Raw genomic sequence first — 20,019 nt, 5'->3', positions numbered from 1 at the left:
AGTGGGTAAGTTAGCGAGAACGCCAGCACAGGAAAGTCAAGAGAAAGCAGGCAACCGTGCAAGAAACATGGGTGGGCGATCGCCCTACGAGCCTACCACGTTGCGCGATCCCGCAGTTTACCAATCCCAGCCCCACCCCACCCCAGAACCCCCTTACCCCCTTACAATTTTCGCTCTTCGCTCTTCGTTCTTCGTTTTTCTCTCTTCCCTCTTCGTTTTTCATTTTTACGGCCTACAAAGCACGTAAATTCCTCAGTAGGGCGATCGCATTGTTGCCAGAATTCCGTAATCCTACGCGAATCCTTCGATTAGGCAGGGGGCAATCTGAGGGCAGAGCAGCAGAGGGCGATCGCAGTGTGCCCATCAACCTCTAGCCGTAGCTTAGAAAGCTCGTAAATTATTCACACTGCAATGTCTACAGCACTACCCCAACTTCATCAATAAAGCGTTAGGTTGGTTGCAGTAGCGGCTCTCTACAGCTTGTAGAAAAGGTTAACATTTCTTATCCGCTACTTTTGCTGCCTTCTCGCGGTTTACTTACCGGACTAACGCAAACTTAGCGCAAAGTCCTTCTCTCACCGTCACATCCCTCCATTGCAGGGCGAGGTATTGACATGAATTGGTCTCATTACAGAACCCCGGATCTGGCGCTCTCTAGCTGGACATGGCTTCCTAACGACGCTGCAACCAGTCAGTTCCATCCAGCCACCGAGCCACCAACTACCCTCTACAGAACAGCATTCGTCTCACCGTCGCTGCGTCCCCAGTGTGGGCCATTGCAACCCCTACGCCAATGGCTCAACAACACTGAAATTTCAAGCGAAGCCCAAGCCCATCGGATTTGTCAGGCGATCCCCGCCCGGTGTCCCTTCGAGCGAGAGGTGCGGGTCTTTGGAAAAACGATTCTCCGGATTCCGCCGCTGTGCAAGCTCAATCCCGTCTATGAAGAGGTTGTAGCGCTTCGGTTTCGGGCAATGTGCTACCTGGCAGATGAATGCGGGGTGGACGTAACGCCTTATTGCTAACCAGCATCCGAATCGAGTTAGCAGTGTCCCAAAAGTGTCAAAGTATGGTTCCAGCGCTTTATGGACCTGCGGCGTGGGATCAAGCAGAGTGATGCTATGGTTCTACCGACTCTGCGGAGGCGGCTGTTGCCGGAAGCTCCAGGCAGTAGCCTGCGCCGTAAACCGTTTTGATATAGCGCGGATGGCGGGGATCAGGCTCTAGCTTGGTTCGTAGATGCCGCACATGAACCCGAATCGTCTCAATATCGTCGTCGGGATCGTAACCCCAGACTTCCTTCAGGATTTCGCTGGGGGAAACCGTCTGCCCATGCCGTTGCAGCAGGCAGTGCAGTAGCTCGAATTCCAAATGCGTTAGCTTCACGGTCTGGTCAAACCAGATTGCTTCTAACCGCTCTGGCACCAGCGTCAGCGGGCCATAGTTCAGGATTTCCGTATGCTTTGCCGCCTGGGGAATGCGGTCAGTGCGGCGAAGGAGGGCGCGGACTCTCGCCAGCATTTCCTCTACCTCAAAGGGCTTGGTGAGGTAGTCGTCTGCGCCTGCATTGAAACCTTCCACCTTGTCCTGGGTCTGGCTGAGGGCGGTGAGCATGAGCACAGGAATGTCGGCTGTGCGCTCGTCTCGCCGGAGCCGCTGGCACACGGTAAAGCCGTCTACTTTGGGCAACATCAGGTCGAGCATGATCAGGTCGGGCAGCAGTTGCAGTGCCAACGCCTGGCCTTTGACCCCGTCTGCGGCCTGGCTCACGTCATATCCAGCCATTTCTAGATTGACGGCTACTAGCTCTGAGATGGAAACGTCGTCGTCGATTACAAGTATCCGAGGCATCATTAAAAACTGGGTTTAACGTTTAGAAATTCTATGGAATCTATTGTTTTTATAACGGATTAATAACAAAAGCTACAGAGCCGTTCAAACATTTGTAGAACTTAAACAGAATATACGAGAAATTCTAAATTTTTTCTGCCCAAAATGCACCCTCCTGGCTGGAGGCTGAATCAGGAGCCTGCGAGCTAAGGCAAGAGATGGTCTGGTAAGAGTGGGTTGAAGAACCAGAGCGGGTATTGCTCAGACCTTAGGCGATCGCCCTCTATCTGCCTTCTGTCCTTATGAACTAACCTTGCGTCGCGGATTTTGCGCCGAAATCCTTGTATTCGCCTGTCGCCAGAGATTTTTTCGATTAGCCCAACAACTCCGCCCGTAGCGCGTAGTCGCGGAATCGGTTGAGATCGGCTTGCAGCGTCGATTCCACCAGGCGACCCAGAAAAAGATTGTCCATCACTTTGCCCAAAATACCGGGGATCGCGTAGGACACCGTGAGCTTTACCACGCTGCGATCGCCCCGATCGTAAAACCGGATTGCGCCCCGGTTGGGCAGTCCGTCCACCGATTCCCACTGCATGATCTGGTGTTGCACCAGCTTGGTGATACGGGACTGCCAGCTAAACTCGAATCCACTAGAGGCCAGCTTCCAGCGCGATAGGTCGGGGTTATCGGGCTGAATCGTCACTGAATCGATCCACTTCATCCACTTGGGCATTTGCTCTAGGTCAGACCAGAGTCCCCACACCCGCTCGATGGGCGCTTCGACTTCGACTTGAACGGTGTGATCTAACCAGTCGGCCATGATGGGAGAATGAGAAACTGCGATCGGTTGGGGCTACTGCTTTACTCTACAAAGTTTCCGGGGAAGAGGGAAGGAGGAAGAGGGGAGAGGGAAGAGGGAAGAGGGAAGAACGAAGAAGGAAGAGGGGAGAGGGGAGAGGCTTTAAATCGGCAGGTATGACGATATTGGCGATTGACGGGAATGGCGGAAGGGGACAAGTTTGCTTTTGTTGAGGCGTTTTTGGAGGGGCGATCGCGCCAGCAAACGAGGCGATCGCTCCAGTCTGTGGTGCCGCTCGATGCTGTCTACGTGCAAAAGCAGGGCAAGACCTTGGTGAACTTTAGCGCCAATGACTATCTGGGATTGTCCAAACATCCCGTGCTGATTGCTGCTGCCCAGCACTATACGCAGCGCTACGGCACGGGCGCAACTGCGTCGCGGCTGGTGACGGGCAGTTTCGACATTCACCAGCAGTTAGAGGCGGCGTTGGCGGCGGCCTGCGGGCGCGAAGCGTCGCTATTGTTCAATTCTGGGTTTCAGGCAAATGTAACGATCCTGGGGGCGCTGCTCGATCGACATGCGCTGGTCTTGTGCGATCGCCTAGTTCACAGCAGCTTGCTCAACGGCGCACTGGCCAGCCGCGCCACGCTAACCCGCTATCGGCACAACGACCACGAGCATCTGGAATCGCTGCTGCGACAGGCGGTGGATCAGCGCCATAGCCGCATCGTGATCGTGTCGGAAACGGTGTTCAGCATGGATGGCGATCGCGCGGATGTCGATCGGCTTGTTCACCTGGCGCAGACCTACGGCGCGATTTTGTATCTGGACGAGGCCCACGCGATCGGGGTGCTAGGCGCGGGGGGAATGGGGCTGGCGATGGGCAATCCTGGCGTTGATCTGGCGATGGGCACACTGGGCAAAGCCTTTGGTGCGTTTGGTGCGTTCCTGGTTTGCTCGGCGCGACTGCGGGACTATTTGATCAACGCCTGCCCCGGCTTTATTTACACCACAGCGCTTCCCCCCAGTGTGATTGGGGCGATCGCCGCTGCGCTGGAACTGATGCCCAGTCTGGAGGGCGATCGCCAGCAGTTAATGAGCCAAGCGGATGACCTGCGAAGTCAACTCTGGGCGGCAGGGTTCGACACCGGGCCCTCGTCCACACACATTATCCCGGTGATGCTGGGCGAGGCAGAACGGGCACTGCACCTGGCTCAATGGCTAGAAACCCAGGGTATCCTTGCTGCGGCCATTCGCCCACCAACGGTTCCCCAGGGGACGGCACGACTGCGGCTCGCACTCTCTAGCCAGCACACCAGCCAGCATTTAGGATCGTTGGTGAGCGCGTTGAGGCACGGGCATGAGCAGTGGCATTGAGGCGATCGCCTATCACGGCTGGGGGTTTGACGCAGCCCTGTGGCAGCCGTGGGCGGCGGCGTTGAAAACTGCGGGCGTTGAGGTGCAACTATTCGACCGGGGCTATTTTGGCTTGCCCAATCAGCCCGGTTTTAGCCAACAGCCTTCCCGTAAAGTGATTCTGGCTCATTCCTATGGGCTGCATCTCTGTCCAGCAGAGCAGATGCATCAGGCCGATCTAGTGCTGGTCTTCAGCGGATTTTCGTCGTTTCATCCGCTGACGGGGCGATCGCGCGATCGCTCAAAAAGCATTCTCCAAATCATGATTCAGCAGTTTGAAAAAACACCGAGCCTAGTCTTGCAAAACTTCTACAAAAAGTGTTTCTCACCTGTCGAGGTTGATCCAGCCTGGTGTGAACCTTCTGAAAGTTTTCGGGTTCGCGAAAATCGGCTCAATTCTGCCCTCTTGCTGCAAGATTTGCAACTGTTAGATGAGTCGATTCAGAATCTCGACCACTTGCCGCAAACGGCTCATGCCATTGCCTTTCATGGTCAGAGCGATCGCATTGTTCCATTTCCAGACACGCCTGAACAAGCCACCCATCTGCTGGCAAAAGCAGAATTTGTCTCAATTCCCGATGCCGGACATCTGCTGCATCTAACGCATTTTGAGCGCTGCTGGGAACGGGCGATCGCCGCTATTCATTCTCTACCTCCCGCATGATTTTAGAAAACGGCGCTAATGCTTTGGAGAAAATCCATGCAAAATGCCAAATCGAAGAAGCCTTTGGACAAGCTGCAAAGCAATATGATCAGGCAGCTTTGGTGCAAAAAAAATGCGCGGCCCGGTTACTAGAGGAACTCGATCGAGTGTGCCCTGAACTGCCCTCTGGAAAAGTGATTGAGATTGGCTGCGGTACGGGTTTTTTGACTCAAGGATTGATAAAGAAGATGGGCGATCGCCCTCTGGAAATCACTGACTTATCCCAGTCAATGCTCGCCGTGTGCCAGCAGCAAGTTTCTCAGACCAGCCATTCCTCTAAAATGACCTTCAGAACCCTTGACGGTGAACTTTGGCAACCCATTTCTAGGAGCTATGCGTTGATTATTAGCAGCTTCGTTGTGCAGTGGTTTCAGCAGCTTGAACCAACGCTAGACCGCTGGATTTCTGCTCTCAAACCGGGCGGCAAAATTCTCATCTCGTTCCCAACCTGTCACAGTTTTCCAGAGTGGAAAACTGTCTGTCAAAGTCTGGATTTGCCCTTTACTGGAAATCCTCTTCCAGACCCAGGGGCGATCGCCCAATTCCTCGCATCTCGGACTGTTCAAACTCAATACTGGCAACAATCCATCGGCATTTCCTGCGCGTCTTCACGCGATTTCTTCCGCAGCTTAAAGCAAATTGGTGCGGGAACTAGCCTTTCCCAAACCAGGCTTTCCATTTCAGACTTTAAACAGTTGGTTGGCGCACTCGATGAATTTTCAAGTCTTTCCGAAGGGATTCACTATGACGTAGCCTATTTCACTATTTCTCGCAATAAAATTTAACCAAAGATGCTGATTCACTCGTTCATGTTTCCAGAAAAATTCTTCATTACAGGAACCGATACCAACGTAGGAAAAACGGTCGTCTCTGCCTTGCTAACCCTTGGGCTGAATGCGTCCTATTGGAAGCCGATTCAGTCGGGGCTTGATCCGATCAGCGATACGGATTACGTGCGGAAAGTCACTGGTTTAGATGACTCCCATTTCCTGCCAGAAAGGTTCACGTTAACGCAGCCCCTCTCTCCCCATGCCGCCGCTGAGATTGATGGTGTCCAGATCCATCTTTCCGATTTTCAGCTACCCTCTCAACTGTCATATAAACCTCTCATTATTGAAGGGGCAGGCGGGCTAATGGTGCCGCTCAATGAAGAGGATTTTGTGATTGATTTAATCCGACAGTTTCAGCTTCCGGTTTGTCTAGTGACTCGCAGCACGTTGGGCACGATTAACCATACCCTGCTTTCGCTGGCTCAACTGCGGCGGATGGAAATTCCCATCTTGGGTGTGATTATGAACGGCCCCAAAAATGAGGGAAATCGAGCGGCGATCGCCCACTACGGCAACGTGCCCATTCTTGCAGAACTAGAACCATTGTCCGAAGTCAATCCCGCTACACTCAAGCAAGTATTTGATCAGCTTTTCCGAGTTTAAATACCTTCTTAAAACCATGCATCCTCACATTTGGTATCCATTCACCCAAGCGAAAACGGCGCTGGAACCGCTAAAAGTAAAATCTGCTCAAGGCGTTTGGCTAGAGCTAGAGAATGGGCACAAAATGATTGACTGCATCTCAAGCTGGTGGGTCAACACTTACGGACATTGCCATCCTAAAATTGCTGAGGCAATCTATCAGCAGGCGCAGCAGCTCGAGCAAGTCATTTTTGCTGGATTTACCCATGACCCCGCAGAGCAACTGGCGGAGAAACTAGTCGAAAAGCTGGGCGATCCGTTTAATCGGGTCTTCTTTTCTGACAATGGCTCAACGGCGGTCGAAGTCGGGCTAAAGATAGCGTATCAATACTGGGTGAATCAGGGGCAGGCAAGAAGCACATTTCTAGCATTTGACGGAGCCTATCATGGGGATACCTTTGGCGCAATGTCGGTGGGTGCGCGTTCCTTGTTTTCGGCGGTTTTTTCCAACTTGCTATTTAACGTCGAGTTTGTTCCTTTTCCCTCAACCCATTGGGGCGATCGCACGGTTGAAGAAACAGAAGCAAAGGTGCTTTCAATCCTTGAGAAAGTGCTAGATGAACGGGGCGATCGCATCGCAGGAATAATTATTGAACCGCTAGTGCAGGGGGCGGGTGGAATGCGGATGTGTAGACCCCAGTTCTTGCAGAAGCTGAGGGCGATCGCCCAGTCTTTTAACACACTGCTGATTTTTGATGAAGTGATGACGGGCTTTGGGCGCACGGGGGACTGGTTTGCCTGTCATAAAGCAGGCGTTTCGCCTGATATTCTCTGCCTTTCTAAAGGAATTACGGGCGGCTTTTTGCCGTTTGCTGTAACAGTCTGCTCAGAAGAAATTTACCACGCATTCTATGATGACGAGCCGCTGAAAACGCTGTATCACGGCCATAGCTATACAGCCAACCCGCTGGGCTGTGCGGCGGCGCTGGCAGGGCTAGAGCTAATGACTGAATATGAGCCACAGTTTCGCAGTATGGAAGCAAAACATTATGCACAGTTGGCTCAGTTGAAAGACCATCCTGCTGTTGAAAAATTGCGCGTTACGGGTACGATTGCAGCGATGGATCTAGTGACCCAAGAACGATCGGGATACCTCAACACAATTTCGCTGGAAATTCGTCAGCGGGCGATCGCCAAAGGTCTACTATTACGTCCGCTTGGAAACGTCCTTTATATCCTGCCGCCCTATTGTATTAGCGACACCGAGTTGGCTCAAATCTATCAGGGAATCGAAGAAATCCTGATAGATCTATCCAGCCATTCCCTGTTTTAGAGGCATCTCAAAATTCAGGCTTCAAGTACAATTTCCGGACTCTATAATCGGATTCCTGAAACCTGGCTACCGGCTAGAGATATGATGAGAACCTGCCCTGATTCTTGCGTCAAGACCTATGGTTGCGTCTTCTATTCCTGCACTGCGCCACGACTGGACGGCTGAAGAAATTCTCGATTTGCTGCAACAGCCACTTATGGATCTGGTGCATCGCGCCCAAACGATTCACCGCCAGTTCAATCCCCCAAACCAGATTCAATTGGCGACGCTGCTGAGCGTGAAGACGGGCGGATGTTCGGAAGACTGCGCCTACTGCCCACAATCGGCCCATTACCGCACCACCGTTGAACCACAGCCAATTCACCCGGTAGAAGCAGTGCTGGCGGCGGCCGAACGGGCAAAGGCGGCGGGTGCGTCGCGCTTTTGTATGGGCTGGGCGTGGCGAGAAATCCGCGAGGGCAAAGCATTTGACCAGATGCTAGAGATGGTGCGGGGCGTGCGATCGCTCGGCATGGAGGCCTGCGTGACAGCGGGAATGCTGACCGACACCCAGGCGGAAAAGCTGGCTGCGGCGGGGCTGACTGCCTATAACCACAACCTCGACACCAGCCCCGAATTTTATGGGCAGATCATCACCACGCGCACCTATGGCGATCGCCTGCAAACGCTGGAACGGGTTCGGCAGGCGGGCATTTCCGTCTGCTGCGGCGGCATCATCGGCATGGGCGAGGGGCTGGGCGATCGCGCCCGGATGCTGAGCATTCTGGCCAGCCTGAATCCGCATCCCGAAAGCGTACCCATCAACGCGCTGGTGGCTGTGGCGGGCACGGCGCTAGAAGCTCAACCGCCCATCGACCCGCTGGAACTGGTGCGGATGTGCGCTGCTGCCCGCATCGCCATGCCTAGGGCAAGGGTGCGCCTTAGTGCCGGACGCAGCCAACTGAGCCGCGAAGCACAGGTTCTATGCTTTTTGGCGGGGGCAAACTCGATATTTTATGGCGATACGCTGCTGACGACGGGCAATCCTGCAGAAGAGCGCGATCGCCAACTGCTGGCCGACATTGGCGCAGAGCCATTGGTGTGTCAACCCGAAGCCAGCACAAAAAAATAGCGCAGGCTTGAATGCCCACGCTATAAAAGGGTTTCTTAACAAGATCTTCGCCGTAGACGCTAACCTACTCTTCGACTTCTTTAATACGAGCAACTTGCGTAGGCATTTGCGGTAGCCCCTGGGCGGTTTGCTGACCGCTGTACATGGCTCGTAGCACCAGCGCTGGGTCTACCCAGTTATTGTCATACTTCAAACCCCAGTGCAGGTGGGGCCCGGTGGTGCGACCCGTCATGCCAACGCGACCTACTCGCTGGCCGGCGTAAACTGTCTGCCCCTCGTAAATTTGGATGCCGCCTGCGCGATCGAGCATAGAGCGGCGACCGCCCGTGCGATCGACTCGCCCTTCCATGTGGCAGTAAATGCTGAGCCAGCGCCCGGCCTCCACCACAACCGAAGTGCCGCAGTTTGAGTCATCCGTCACTTCGACCACCACGCCCGTCGTCCAGGTGCGGATGTAGCTACCCTGGGGTGCGGCCATATCCAGACCATAGTGAAACTCGTTGTAGTTGTAGCCTTCGATAGAGCGACGATAGCCAAAGGGCGAGGTGTACGCCTGGAATTGCTCTAGCGGAAAGGAAACATTGCTCCACTCGTTGCGGGCGACCACCTGGGCAACGTCAACTGAGGAAATGTTCTGAGCCTGAGCGCCAGGTTCGCCTACGCTGATCGCTGTGGGGTTGGCGCTAGGTCTCGTGGGCTGGATCGTTCCCGTAGCGTTGGGGTTGAGCGTTGGAGTTGAGGTCGTGGAAGCGGGCTGGGGCGATCGCCGCAGTCTAGGAAAAATTGACCGAGTTGAGTCCGCAGGAGCCAGGTCACGGGTAGAAGGGTCAGTCACTTGGGGCATGAAGCGGTCGGCAGGTACAGCACCGGGCGTAGTGCGGATTGCGTTCTGGGTTGCTAAGGCATTGAGAGAGCGAGCTTCGCTCATTTTTTGATGGGCTTCTACTACGACGAGCAGAGAGAGGGCAATGCCAGCAGTTAGCAGAAATTTTCCTAAGTTGTTTGAAACTTCTCTCATGACGGAAATAGGTACAAGTCCAGTTCGGTTTCCTATGCCTTACAACCGCCAACATCGTACATCAGAATAAAACCGCTGAATTAAGAATTTTCTATCAAATCGTCATCCCCCATGTGGGTAATTGATGAAGACTGATAGGGTGAAAAATAGTTGTTTAGGAGGTTGTTTGGGGCATTTGGCAACCTTCAGGATTCCCGATTTGTACCTAAAACTGCACATTCTTGAAATAAAGAACGAATGTCTGTTTAAGAAACTAATTCAATTGTACTATATAAAAGTTCAATCAAAGCGACTGCACGCCGAACTTTTGATCGGTTTCTGCGTCTTTTCTAGGCACTCCAACTTTTTCAAGCCCTTTCCTGGTAGGTACCCCACGAGCTGTAAATGTCCAGATATTCTGCCTGGGCTGAGGAGCGTAACTAATGTGAATGGGTCGGTTGCCCCCATAGTAGTAGAGCGAGTCAAACGGCAATCGCTGCTCTAGAATCCACTCCACAAGGCGATACGTGCTATCGCACAGACTATCAACACCGCTCTCCAACCCTACAATCCGAAAATCACAGGCAGCACCGAGGTGTGAACAGTAATACTTGCCATTTCGGTTCTTCTCATGTGCCATGTGCTGATCCCGGCTTGGGTCAACCCGCCCATTCTTCACCCCTGTCTTTGGGTCTTTCTGAGCCAGAAACCGCTTCAGATCCTTTGAACAAAAGCCATAGGTCAATTGAAACCGCTCTCTGCCAAAGTGAGCAATCACAGGGTCAAGAATATGCTGGCACAGCGCCTCTAAAGCTGGGATGGTTTCTTCCAGGTTTTCGGGGTATGGGTCAATCTGATCCGCATACTTCTGGTAGGTTTGCGTGCAGGTGCAAAACTCCTCCAGTGTTAGGTATTGACCGATTTGCATCGTTCTTACTCTCTAAAACCATGCAAAGCCATGCTAAAGCTAGAGACCGCTAATGAGCTAATGAACTGAGTTTAGCGCAGCCGCCCCGATCGCAGGATGCTGATAATTAGCCATAGCCCCAGGATGCTGGCGGCGGCAAACAGCGCCTCGCTGATCCACACCACGCGGCTGACGGGGGCGTTTGCGGTGATAATCGCCGCGCCCATGATCAGCGCCCCCACGACAATGCTAAAAGAGAGCCGATTGGCAGAAGAATCGACGGTGCGGCGCAAGGTGTCCAGTTCGCGCACGGTCAGGTTCCAGTTCAGCGTTTCAGAGGTGACACGGTCGAGCAGCAGTTCAACCTGACGGGGCGATTGCAGCGACAGATTTTTCACATCCAGCAGCGTCCGCAAGAAGGCAGGCAGCGGCGCATCGCCCACCAGCTTGCGGCGAAACAGATCGGTCATCAGCGGGCGAATTTGTTCTGAAAAGTTGAATTCGGGGTCGAGCGTGCGGGCAACGCCTTCTAGATTGGCGATCGCCTTTGCACATAGCCCCAGGTTTCCTGGCACGCGAATCTTGTTCTTTCGTGCCGCTTGCAGCACCTCATAAAACAGCAGGCTGAAGTTGATCTGCCCCAGGTTGAGGCTGTAATACTGCCGCAGCAGCCGCTCATAGTCTGTTTCCAGCCGCGTCAGGTTAATGGGTTCCTCCGAGGGAGCCAGTTGCAGCGTGAGCTGAGCGCAGCGCTGGGCATCCAGGCTGACAATGGCCAAGATTAGCTCTAGCAAGATGTCCTGCGTGCGCGGGTCGAGCCGCCCCACCATGCCACAGTCCAGCAGGGCCACGCGCCCATCGCTGAGATAAAACAGGTTGCCAGGATGCGGGTCGGCATGGAAGAAACCGTCCAGACAGACCTGCTGGAAAAAGGCGCGGAGCAACAGGTTGGCGATCGCCCGTTTCTCGGATCGCTCGTCTTCTGCGTGGGCGAACTCCGCCAGCAGCAGCGGCTTGCCATCCAGCCACTCCATCACCAGCAGTTGGTCTGTCGTATGCTCCCAGATAATCTGCGGCACCACCAGTTGCGCTGGGTCAAACCAGCGGCTGCGGCCTAGGTTGGTGCGGAGTTGGTCGGTATAGGTCGCCTCCTGGGTAAAGCGCAGTTCAGCCCGCAACGCCTGGGAAAACTCTTCCGCCAGGGTTACCACGTCGTAGAGCTTGCCAAATTCGGTTTGGGCCACCAAGCTGGCGATCGCCCGAATCAGGGCAATATCCTGCTCCACCACAGGCAGCAGCCCCGGCCGCTGCACCTTCAGCGCCACCTCGCGGCCGTCCTTGAGCGTGGCCCGGTGGGTTTGAGCAATCGACCCCGCTGCCACAGGTTCCGGGTTAATCGCCAGAAAGACATCTTCCACAGGGCAGGAAACCGATTCTCGAATCACAGCTTCAATTTCTGCCCACTCTACAGGCGGAACCTTGGCCTGGAGCGTGCTGAGCGCCTCAATATAGTCAGGCGGCAACAGATCAGGGCGCGTACTCAGCAGTTGCCCCAGCTTGACATACACCGGCCCCAGGTCTACCAGAATATTTCGCAGCACCGCAGGCGTGGGCAGCTTTGGCTCGTCTAGCTTGCCGCCCGACAGCAGCCGCCGCATATAGTCCCACCCGTGCCGCAGCACAACCTCAGCGATTTCGCCTTGACGAGAACTGGTCTGGACAAGTTGAGAGAGCATCGATACACTTCCCTGGACTGCCGCTGGCGTTCACAAAAAAGCCCCGCCACTCCTACAGCCTAGCGGGGTTTGTCGAGTTTGGGGTTAAGGTTCAGTTCAGCCTGGCTCAAAACACTAACGCAATGACAGAGTCAGCTTGCTGCGATGGCTGAGGGACTGCACTCAATACTCCTTTGCGGCTTCGTCTACAAAGCACCAGAGCCAGTCTTCGCCCAGCTCTGCCGAACTCATGACCGGATGCCCTGTTTCTTCATAATGGCGGCGGGCGTGCTGATGCTTTGATGAGTCGCAGCACAGCATCTTACCGCAGGTCTGGCAAATCCGCAGATGCACCCACTGGCTGTTGACTCGGATGCATTCTTCACAGCGAAAGACCGGGAAATTTGCCTTGGGAATCAGCGTTTCAAGGGTCACATTGTTCAGATGTTCGCAGGACATGGGCGGAGGGTTGAGGGGAGGGTTGAGGAGTGGGCCTCGGAGTCGGGAATGCACCGAAACGTTAGCGAAACTCTAGCACGGTTTGCCTGACTCTTGGGCTGGTGCCCCAGCGGACAGAGACTTTCGCATATGGGGCGATCGCCCCCAACCCCCTTCACCTTGCTTTCTAGTTCCTGGCCTGCGTAGGCAGCGGTTCTGGCGTGATACTCAGGCTAATAGTTTGCCCGTTGCGGCGAACTTCCACTGGCAGCGGGCTGCCAATGCGGCTGTTTTCTACGACCTGCTGCACCTGTTCCGAAGCGGTGACAGGCTGCTGACCCACTTTGGTAATCACGTCGCCAGCGCGAACCCCTGCACGAGCAGCAGGGGAGTTGTTTTGCACGCGCACCACCAGCACGCCCCGATCTTCCTGAACCCGAATCGGGCTATTGGGATCGTCGTTGATGTTTTGCTTCAATTCAGGGGTCAGGTTGACCATCTGCACGCCCAGATAGGGGTGATCGACCCGCCCCGTGGCGATGAGCTGGTCGGCGATGCGCTTGGCGGTGTTAATCGGAATCGCGAAGCCCAGTCCTTGGGCGTTGGCGCGGATGGCGGTGTTGATGCCGATCACCTCGCCGCGCTCGTTGAGCAGGGGCCCGCCAGAGTTGCCGGGGTTGATGGCTGCGTCGGTCTGAATAAAGCTGGCCCGCTGATCGGGAATGCCGACTTGGGCGCTGCTGCGACCCGTGGCGCTGATGATGCCTGCGGTAACGGTGCTGTTTAGCCCCAGTGGGTTGCCAATGGCGATCGCCCATTCACCCGGCCGCAGCAAATCAGAATTGCCCAGTGGGGCAGTCGGCAGACGATCGCCCTCAATCTTGACAACGGCAACATCAGTGACGCGATCGCCCCCCAACACCCGCCCCTCAAAGGTGCGGCCGTCGCTCAGGGTGACTGTTACCCGGTCAGCTCCATCCACCACATGGGCATTGGTAATGATTAGCCCGCTCGCGTCGATGATTACGCCGGAGCCGATTCCCTGCTGCACGCGGGAAGACGGTGGCAGCCCTTCTTCGCCAAAGAAGCGTCGGAAGAAGGGGTCGTTAAACGCCTCGGGAACGCGCCGGGTCACGGTTCGTGAGGAGTCGATCCGCACCACGGCCGGGCCAACTCGCTCGGCTGCGCTGGCAATAAAGTTTGACCCACCAGAAGCAAACGCCGCGGCAGCGGAGGGCGCAGAAACCGCCGCCGGAGCCTGCACTTGGCTGACCAAGGGTTCTTCTACGGTGGTAGAAATAGGAGCCAGGGCCTGGTTGGCTAAGAGGCGATCGCCCGCTACTACCGCTCCAGCTCCCATCATCATCAGAGCCAGATAGATCAGAGACTGTTTCATGGAAGATTTGCGCTCAGGCTTTCTAGAGGTCGTCACGGTGTCAGATTCCTCGCTATATCCAATTGTTCCCAAAATTTTTGTAGATTCAGGAAAGTGTTTTCGGTTTAAAGCGGTGGCGCTGAGGCATGACCGTAAAATCGACCCCAACACACACTGCCATAGTGCTGAAATGATGAATGCTGCGATACGTCTAGACGGCTACAGCATTTTCTTGCCTCGTGAGGCACATGCTGCCCTCACGAGGCAAGGGCTTATTGACCATCTGTGTGCCTCACTAGCTTCAAAAACGCTGTATTAGCAGACAATTACTAGACCAATACTCTAAATCATCAGGTTAAATCATCAGGTTAGATTGCCGGGTGAGATCATTAAGCATTAGTCTTTCCCTAATTTAATCGGGAAATTTGTCAATCGAATGACAAGGCTGTCACAACCTTATGAAAAGATGCAACTCAGCCTTGAGCCTGCCTTTAGACGTAGACCGACTCCGGAGTTTGTCATGCAAAGTTCATCCCCCTTTCACGACAGCGACAAACCCGATTGATAACTTGAAATCACAGGTGAATGAATGCTCAGGGAGTCGGTTGTCCTGCACGAAAGCTTTTTCGGCATCAAAGCAGGGCCCCTCGGCTCCCTCTTTTTTTAATGTTTTTTTGTTTTATGTTTTTTGGAAGCGGACGTGGCCATGATTTCTCTCCAGCGCGGCCGTCTTCAGTTTCAAAAGCCGTTAGGACTTACACAGGGCGCATCCCCGTTATGCAAGTTTGCCCTCATCCCCCAGCCCCTTCTCCCAAACAAGGAGAAGGGGAGCCGGATTGGAAGTCCCTTCTCCCAAAGCGGGAGAGGGATTTAGGGTGAGGGTTACAAAAGTAGGATGCACCCACTTACACAGTTGAACGATTTCTCGCAGGTGCGCCCGCGAGAAATCGTTCAAGACCCAGAAAGCTTATCGTAAGTGCGTGAGTCCTAAACCGTTTTAGGATATCTATATCTAGACGGTTCTACCTCTAGCTTTTTCAAAAACCTCTAAGCCTGGAACGCTGGTCTGAATGCGGCGAATTGACGTGATCTTGATTGGGGTGGGTGTGTTTGCGGCGGGTGGCATTGTCTATGTCGCGCTGACTCGCCTGGGATTAACCGACCTCGATGCGGGCATCTGGACGCAGGCGGTGCTGACCATCGGACTATTGGGCTGGCTGGTGACGTATCTGTTTCGCGCAGTCACCCAAAACATGACCTACAACCAGCAGCTCAAGGACTATGAAGATGCCGTGCTGCAAAAGCGACTGGATGCGATGACCCCGGAAGAATTGGCGACGCTTCAGGCGGAGCTAGAGCAAGAAAAGGCGGCCGACGAAAACGCAGCGCTGGATGGTAAGGTATCTGGTGATCCTTAGGCACGGCGATCGCCGCTCATGGCTCTAGGTGAAAAATTCTGGGTAGCAAGCTCTGGGTAACAAGCTCTGGGAAGCAAGCTCTGGGCAGCAAGCTCTGAGCAACAAACTCCGGGCAACAAATTCTAGATAACGGCCCAGGCTTAGTAAATAAATCTACAGGACACAGCATGAAGTCGGTTTCAGATTGCATGGGGGCATTGCGCGATCGCGCTCAGTGTGCGCTCATTCCATTTATTACAGCGGGTGATCCTGATTTGGACACCACAGCCAAGGCGCTGCAAGTCCTGGATCGCAGCGGTGCAGATCTGATCGAACTCGGCGTGCCCTACTCCGATCCGCTGGCGGATGGCCCGGTTATCCAGGCAGCCGCCTCGCGGGCGCTCCAGCGCGGTGTGAAGCTAGAAGACGTGCTGGAACTGGTCAAAACCGTCAGCCCGACATTACGAGCGCCGATTATTCTCTTCACTTACTACAACCCGATTTTGAACCGGGGCATTGAGTCTTTCCTGAAACGGGCCTACGAGGCCGGTGCGCGGGGTCTGGTGGTGCCAGATTTGCCCCTAGAAGAGATGGACAGCGTGCTGAAACCTGCGGCAGACATTGGCATTGAGGTGACGCTGCTGGTTGCGCCGACCAGTCCTAAAGAGCGCATCCAGGCGATCGCCCAACAGGCCCAGGGCTTTATCTATCTGGTCAGCGTGACGGGGGTGACGGGAATGCGATCGCAGGTGGGCGATCGCGTGCAAGACCTGCTGCTAGAGCTACGCAGCGTTACGGATAAGCCCATCGGCGTTGGCTTTGGTATTTCAGAGCCGAGTCAAGCGCGGCAAGTCATGGAGTGGGGTGCAGATGCCGTCATCGTCGGCAGCGCCTTTGTCAAACGCTTGGCAGAGGGCGAACCGCATCAAGCCTTGGAATCTGTCGAAACCTTTTGTCGCAGCCTGAAGGCATCGCTGCAAGAGGCATAAAAATTGGGCGCTTGATTGGGCATTTGTTTGGGATGGGCACCTCACCGAACTTGAGGTAGTGAAGTGGCAAACCAATCGCGTGCTTTAGCAGGTCTAAAGTAACAGGTTCAGTCCTTGATGCGCTCCCATAGAGGAGCAAAGGGGGTGGCTCCGTGGCGCTGTGACATCTAATCCTTCGCTACGGACACTTATTCCTTCGCTCTACATGCATCATACGAACGTAAAAATAAAGGCGGCACCCAGATTCGAACTGGGGGTGAAGGTTTTGCAGACCTCTGCCTTACCACTTGGCTATGCCGCCGAGCTTGCTGTCTTGACAGTGTTGACAGCCGACTTTTTTTCGAGGGGTTTGTGAAGGGTTTGCGAGGGGCGATCGCCCCCTGTGAACAGGTTCTTCGTCCCACGAGGATCTAGTATATCATCCGAGGAAGTTGCGATAATTCTCATCTGAAAGATTTCTGGCGGGTTCCCATGCCATCCTCTGCGGGTTCGCCCTCTGCGGGCTTGAAGATTGCTCAACTGACCGACACGCACCTGTTTGCCGACGAGCAGGGTGAGATGAAGGGCTGCCAAACGGGGCGATCGCTCCAAACCGTGCTTCAGGCGGTGGCCCAGCGCCAGCCCCGACCCGACTTGCTGCTGCTGACGGGTGACCTGTCGCAGGATGAAACTGAGGAATCCTACCGGGTCTTGCTGCGGCTGATTTCGCCGCTGGGCATTCCGGCGCTGTGGCTACCGGGAAATCACGATCAGGCGATCGCCCTGATGGAGCAGGTGCTTTCGGTCTTCCCTGCCGCGCCCCAAAAGTGTCTGCAACAGGGCGGCTGGAACCTGATTTTGCTGAATTCTAGCCAGTGGAACGAAGTATCCGGGCGGCTCTCCGACGACAGCCTGCACGGGCTGGATGCTCAGTTGCGCCAGTTTGCCCATCTGCCGACGCTCGTGGCGCTGCACCATCCGCCGCTGGCCGTTGGCTCTGCCTGGATGGATGCTATCGGGCTGCAAAATCGGGAGGATTTGTTTGCAGTGCTGGATCAGCACCCTCAGGTGAAGCTGGTGGTGTTTGGGCATATTCACCAGGAATTTGATCAAATGCGGCAGGGCGTGCGCTATTTGGGCACACCGTCTACTTGTGTCCAATTTTCGCCAAATATCGACGAATTTTCGATCGACTCGACCCGTCAACCGGGGTTTCGAGAAATCACGCTCTATCCGGACGGACGCTACGAAACGCAGGTGGTGCGGGTGGAGCGGGCAGCCTCTCTGGTGTAGCCAGCCAGTCTCTAGTGCAGGGAGTCCGGGTGTTCCCACATTTGCGCGGCGGCATTTGTGCGGCGGCGTTTGCAGCCCGTTGTCCACTGCGTCCCCCTCAAGCGGTACAATGTATCGTCGGTTGTTCTTCTCTCATCCCCTCGATTCATGATTTCCAGCAACGACTTTCGTCCGGGCGTGAGCATTGTCCTCGATGGTTCTGTATGGCGCGTGGTGGAATTTCTCCATGTGAAGCCTGGTAAAGGGTCGGCGTTTGTGCGGACGAAGCTGAAAAATGCCCAGACGGGCAACGTGGTGGAACGCACCTTCCGCGCTGGGGAAACCGTCCCCCAGGCGATCTTGGAAAAGAGCGTGATGCAGCACACCTACAAAGAAGGTGATGATTACGTCTTTATGGACATGGAGAGCTACGAAGAAGGACGGCTGACGGCGGCGCAAATTGGCGATCGCGTCAAATATTTGAAAGAGGGCATGGAAGTGAACGTCGTCCGCTGGGGCGACCAGGTGATGGAAGTGGAACTGCCCAACTCCGTCGTTTTGGAAATTATCGAAACAGACCCCGGCGTGAAGGGCGACACCGCGACGGGAGGCACCAAGCCCGCCATTGTGGAGACGGGCGCTCAGGTGATGGTGCCGCTGTTTATTGCCAAGGGCGAGCGGATCAAGATTGACACCCGCACGGATACCTATCTGGGGCGGGAAACCTCGTGAGTATTTGGGGCTGGCTTGCTATGACCGCTGGTGACGTGGGGCGATAAATACCGTGGAATTAAACTTTAATGAGATTCGTGAGCTTCTAGCTCTGCTAAATCAGACAGACTTGGCAGAGTTTACCTTAAAAAGCAGCGATTTTGAGCTGATTTTGCGGAAACAAGGCAAAGAGAGCGATCGCCCTGTTGTCGTCGAACCTGCTGACACGGCCCGCTTTACCCCACCCCCCGTCGCCCCAGTTGTGCCCGCCGCGCCCCCTGCCCCTGCGATTCCCTCACCCCCGTCCCCCCTGGCCACCGAAAAGCTGGTGGAGATTACCTCGCCGATTGTGGGCACGTTCTACAGCGCCCCTGCACCCGATGAGCCGCCGTTTGTAAATGTGGGCGATCGCATTCGCAATGGGCAGACGGTTTGCATTATTGAGGCGATGAAAATCATGAACGAAATCGAGGCTGAGGTGAGCGGCGAAATCGTCGAGATTTTGGTGAAAAATGGTGACTCAGTAGAGTTTGGTCAGGCGTTGATGCGGGTGAATCCTGGCTAAAGGCGATCGCCCTTCTTCGGGAGTGCGTCTGATAAGCGGGCTTTTTAATCTTTGAGAAACAGTTTTTCGAAAAGCGCTCAGCCCCCATGCAGCCGCTATTTTCTCAGTCTAAATTCATTTAGAATGCAGGCAGTTTCCCTAAGCTAATCCTGAACCTGAGATCCAAATGGCATTGCGGCACGTAATGACTTTAGGATTCAAAGGTTTGTGCTGCTGAACTAATGCGGATCTAACCTGCCATGAGTGTTGAAGATATCGCTACGCTGCTGCATCCGGCGATCGCCGTTTTCTTCGTGTTTCCCTTGATTGGTGCGGTGGTGTACTTTGCCTGGCAAACCCGCCAGCGCCGCCTACAGCTTGCTGCCGGAGACAAGAGCAAGATTCCGCCCATCGTCGGCCCCGACCATTTCAAACTGGGCAAGTGGCTGAGTGGCTCTGTTGTGGGCATCACGCTGCTGGGCATGGCACAGCCGATTTACAAAAAGCTGGTGCTAGACAGCGGCAACTGGGCTGCAAACTCAAGCCGGTTTTATATCATTCTTGGATTTTTTATTGCGACGATCGCCGCATTGGTGTTTCTCTATCGCGCGGCCTCGCTGAATCCGCAAACGCCCCGGCTCTGGCGAGGGCTGTTTGCCATGCTGACTGGCGCAGGCTTGTGGATTATCGGCTTCCAAAAGTTTCAAGCTGGCGACGGAGATTTATACGATCTCGTTTTTCGGCGCGATTTTGAGTGGCAGGTGTCGCATTTCTACTACGGCATGATTGCTGCCATGCTGATGATTTTTTCACTGGCGATCGCCCCCGACATCTACAGCCGCGACAAGGACGCGGCTTTGACCTGGCGCAGAACCCACACCGCGCTCAATACCATTGCCCTACTGTTTTTTGTCGGTCAGGCCCTAACCGGCCCCCGCGACCTGCTAGAAATTCCCCTAAGCTGGCAAAAGTCCTACGTCGAGCAGCTTTATAAGCAGGGCTGTCAGACCGAACCCTGCCAGGTGCAGGCCGCGCCTGCGGAAGAAGCGCCCCAGGGACAGGCAACCCCGTGATGGGATCGCGGGCGATCG

The 20,019-nt window shown here is 54.8% G+C and carries 20 protein-coding genes and 1 tRNA gene; 13 read left to right on the top strand and 8 right to left on the bottom strand.

The window, feature by feature from the left end:
• Positions 1–614 precede the first annotated feature (614 nt).
• A complete protein-coding gene (locus IGS16_RS08665) occupies positions 615–1,025 on the top strand; it encodes a Mo-dependent nitrogenase C-terminal domain-containing protein (RefSeq protein WP_297084992.1) in 411 nt (136 codons plus the stop codon).
• Positions 1,026–1,119: 94 nt separating this feature from the next.
• Here IGS16_RS08665 and IGS16_RS08660 read toward each other — a convergent pair whose 3' ends face one another.
• Together IGS16_RS08660 and IGS16_RS08655 are read right to left on the bottom strand one after the other, a co-directional pair.
• Positions 1,120–1,851 carry a response regulator transcription factor gene (locus IGS16_RS08660; RefSeq protein ID WP_297084991.1) on the bottom strand — a complete coding sequence of 244 codons (732 nt, stop codon included), beginning with the start codon at positions 1,849–1,851 and terminating at the stop codon, positions 1,120–1,122.
• A gap of 352 nt (positions 1,852–2,203) precedes the next feature.
• The gene (locus tag IGS16_RS08655) at positions 2,204–2,650 is read right to left on the bottom strand and encodes an SRPBCC family protein (protein WP_297084990.1); all 447 of its coding nucleotides are present in this window, start codon (positions 2,648–2,650) and stop codon (positions 2,204–2,206) included.
• A gap of 180 nt (positions 2,651–2,830) precedes the next feature.
• Between IGS16_RS08655 and IGS16_RS08650 the strand changes: the two genes are divergently transcribed.
• From IGS16_RS08650 to bioB, 6 genes are all read left to right on the top strand, one after another.
• Positions 2,831–4,006 (top strand): 8-amino-7-oxononanoate synthase, encoded by a 1,176-nt coding sequence (locus IGS16_RS08650; RefSeq protein WP_297084989.1) that lies wholly within the window; start codon positions 2,831–2,833, stop codon positions 4,004–4,006.
• Positions 3,990–4,709: an alpha/beta hydrolase gene (locus IGS16_RS08645; RefSeq protein WP_297084988.1), complete on the top strand. Its 720-nt coding sequence runs from the start codon at positions 3,990–3,992 to the stop codon at positions 4,707–4,709. Before IGS16_RS08650 ends, IGS16_RS08645 begins: the two co-directional genes overlap by 17 nt.
• Complete coding sequence (locus IGS16_RS08640; protein WP_297084987.1) at positions 4,706–5,533, top strand: methyltransferase domain-containing protein; 828 nt, start codon at positions 4,706–4,708, stop codon at positions 5,531–5,533. Before IGS16_RS08645 ends, IGS16_RS08640 begins: the two co-directional genes overlap by 4 nt.
• Positions 5,534–5,557: 24 nt before the next feature.
• Complete coding sequence (gene bioD / locus IGS16_RS08635) at positions 5,558–6,181, top strand: dethiobiotin synthase (RefSeq protein WP_297084986.1); 624 nt, start codon at positions 5,558–5,560, stop codon at positions 6,179–6,181.
• A gap of 16 nt (positions 6,182–6,197) precedes the next feature.
• The gene (gene bioA, locus IGS16_RS08630; protein ID WP_297084985.1) at positions 6,198–7,493 is read left to right on the top strand and encodes an adenosylmethionine--8-amino-7-oxononanoate transaminase; all 1,296 of its coding nucleotides are present in this window, start codon (positions 6,198–6,200) and stop codon (positions 7,491–7,493) included.
• A gap of 118 nt (positions 7,494–7,611) precedes the next feature.
• Complete coding sequence (bioB, locus tag IGS16_RS08625) at positions 7,612–8,604, top strand: biotin synthase BioB (RefSeq protein WP_297084984.1); 993 nt, start codon at positions 7,612–7,614, stop codon at positions 8,602–8,604.
• Positions 8,605–8,668: 64 nt separating this feature from the next.
• Here the strand turns inward: bioB and IGS16_RS22330 are convergent, their stop codons facing one another.
• The 5 genes from IGS16_RS22330 to IGS16_RS08600 form a co-directional block, all read right to left on the bottom strand.
• The gene (locus IGS16_RS22330) at positions 8,669–9,235 is read right to left on the bottom strand and encodes a M23 family metallopeptidase (RefSeq protein ID WP_367185760.1); all 567 of its coding nucleotides are present in this window, start codon (positions 9,233–9,235) and stop codon (positions 8,669–8,671) included.
• A gap of 670 nt (positions 9,236–9,905) precedes the next feature.
• On the bottom strand, positions 9,906–10,529 hold the full coding sequence (locus tag IGS16_RS08615) for a hypothetical protein (RefSeq protein WP_297084982.1): 624 nt from the start codon (positions 10,527–10,529) through the stop codon (positions 9,906–9,908).
• 71 nt (positions 10,530–10,600) lie between these two features.
• A complete protein-coding gene (locus tag IGS16_RS08610; protein WP_297084981.1) occupies positions 10,601–12,244 on the bottom strand; it encodes an AarF/ABC1/UbiB kinase family protein in 1,644 nt (547 codons plus the stop codon).
• 162 nt (positions 12,245–12,406) lie between these two features.
• Positions 12,407–12,682, bottom strand: a complete 276-nt coding sequence (locus tag IGS16_RS08605; RefSeq protein WP_297084980.1) for a UBP-type zinc finger domain-containing protein — start codon at positions 12,680–12,682, stop codon at positions 12,407–12,409.
• Positions 12,683–12,848: 166 nt separating this feature from the next.
• Positions 12,849–14,057 (bottom strand): HhoA/HhoB/HtrA family serine endopeptidase, encoded by a 1,209-nt coding sequence (locus IGS16_RS08600; protein WP_297084979.1) that lies wholly within the window; start codon positions 14,055–14,057, stop codon positions 12,849–12,851.
• A 1,049-nt stretch (positions 14,058–15,106) separates the two neighbouring features.
• Between IGS16_RS08600 and IGS16_RS08595 the strand changes: the two genes are divergently transcribed.
• Positions 15,107–15,454: a DUF3007 family protein gene (locus tag IGS16_RS08595; protein WP_297084978.1), complete on the top strand. Its 348-nt coding sequence runs from the start codon at positions 15,107–15,109 to the stop codon at positions 15,452–15,454.
• Between the two features lie 167 nt (positions 15,455–15,621).
• On the top strand, positions 15,622–16,422 hold the full coding sequence (gene trpA, locus IGS16_RS08590; RefSeq protein ID WP_277772733.1) for a tryptophan synthase subunit alpha: 801 nt from the start codon (positions 15,622–15,624) through the stop codon (positions 16,420–16,422).
• A 230-nt stretch (positions 16,423–16,652) separates the two neighbouring features.
• On the opposite strand, the gene IGS16_RS08585 is transcribed toward trpA, so the two are convergent.
• Positions 16,653–16,723 (bottom strand) — tRNA-Cys (locus IGS16_RS08585).
• Between the two features lie 170 nt (positions 16,724–16,893).
• Here IGS16_RS08585 and cpdA point away from each other — a divergent pair.
• The 4 genes from cpdA (at position 16,894) to IGS16_RS08565 (ending at position 20,001) form a co-directional block, all read left to right on the top strand.
• A complete protein-coding gene (gene cpdA, locus IGS16_RS08580) occupies positions 16,894–17,694 on the top strand; it encodes a 3',5'-cyclic-AMP phosphodiesterase (RefSeq protein ID WP_297084977.1) in 801 nt (266 codons plus the stop codon).
• A 147-nt stretch (positions 17,695–17,841) separates the two neighbouring features.
• On the top strand, positions 17,842–18,405 hold the full coding sequence (efp, locus tag IGS16_RS08575) for an elongation factor P (RefSeq protein ID WP_068510736.1): 564 nt from the start codon (positions 17,842–17,844) through the stop codon (positions 18,403–18,405).
• Between the two features lie 52 nt (positions 18,406–18,457).
• A complete protein-coding gene (gene accB, locus IGS16_RS08570; RefSeq protein WP_297084976.1) occupies positions 18,458–18,949 on the top strand; it encodes an acetyl-CoA carboxylase biotin carboxyl carrier protein in 492 nt (163 codons plus the stop codon).
• Positions 18,950–19,188: 239 nt separating this feature from the next.
• The gene (locus tag IGS16_RS08565) at positions 19,189–20,001 is read left to right on the top strand and encodes a DUF4079 domain-containing protein (RefSeq protein ID WP_297084975.1); all 813 of its coding nucleotides are present in this window, start codon (positions 19,189–19,191) and stop codon (positions 19,999–20,001) included.
• Positions 20,002–20,019: the final 18 nt, after the last annotated feature.

This window comes from Thermoleptolyngbya sp. C42_A2020_037, from assembly GCF_015272455.1.
Taxonomy (GTDB): domain Bacteria; phylum Cyanobacteriota; class Cyanobacteriia; order Elainellales; family Elainellaceae; genus Thermoleptolyngbya.
The sequence above is the reverse complement of the archived record's forward strand: the minus strand, read 5'-3'. Positions and strand labels throughout refer to the sequence as shown.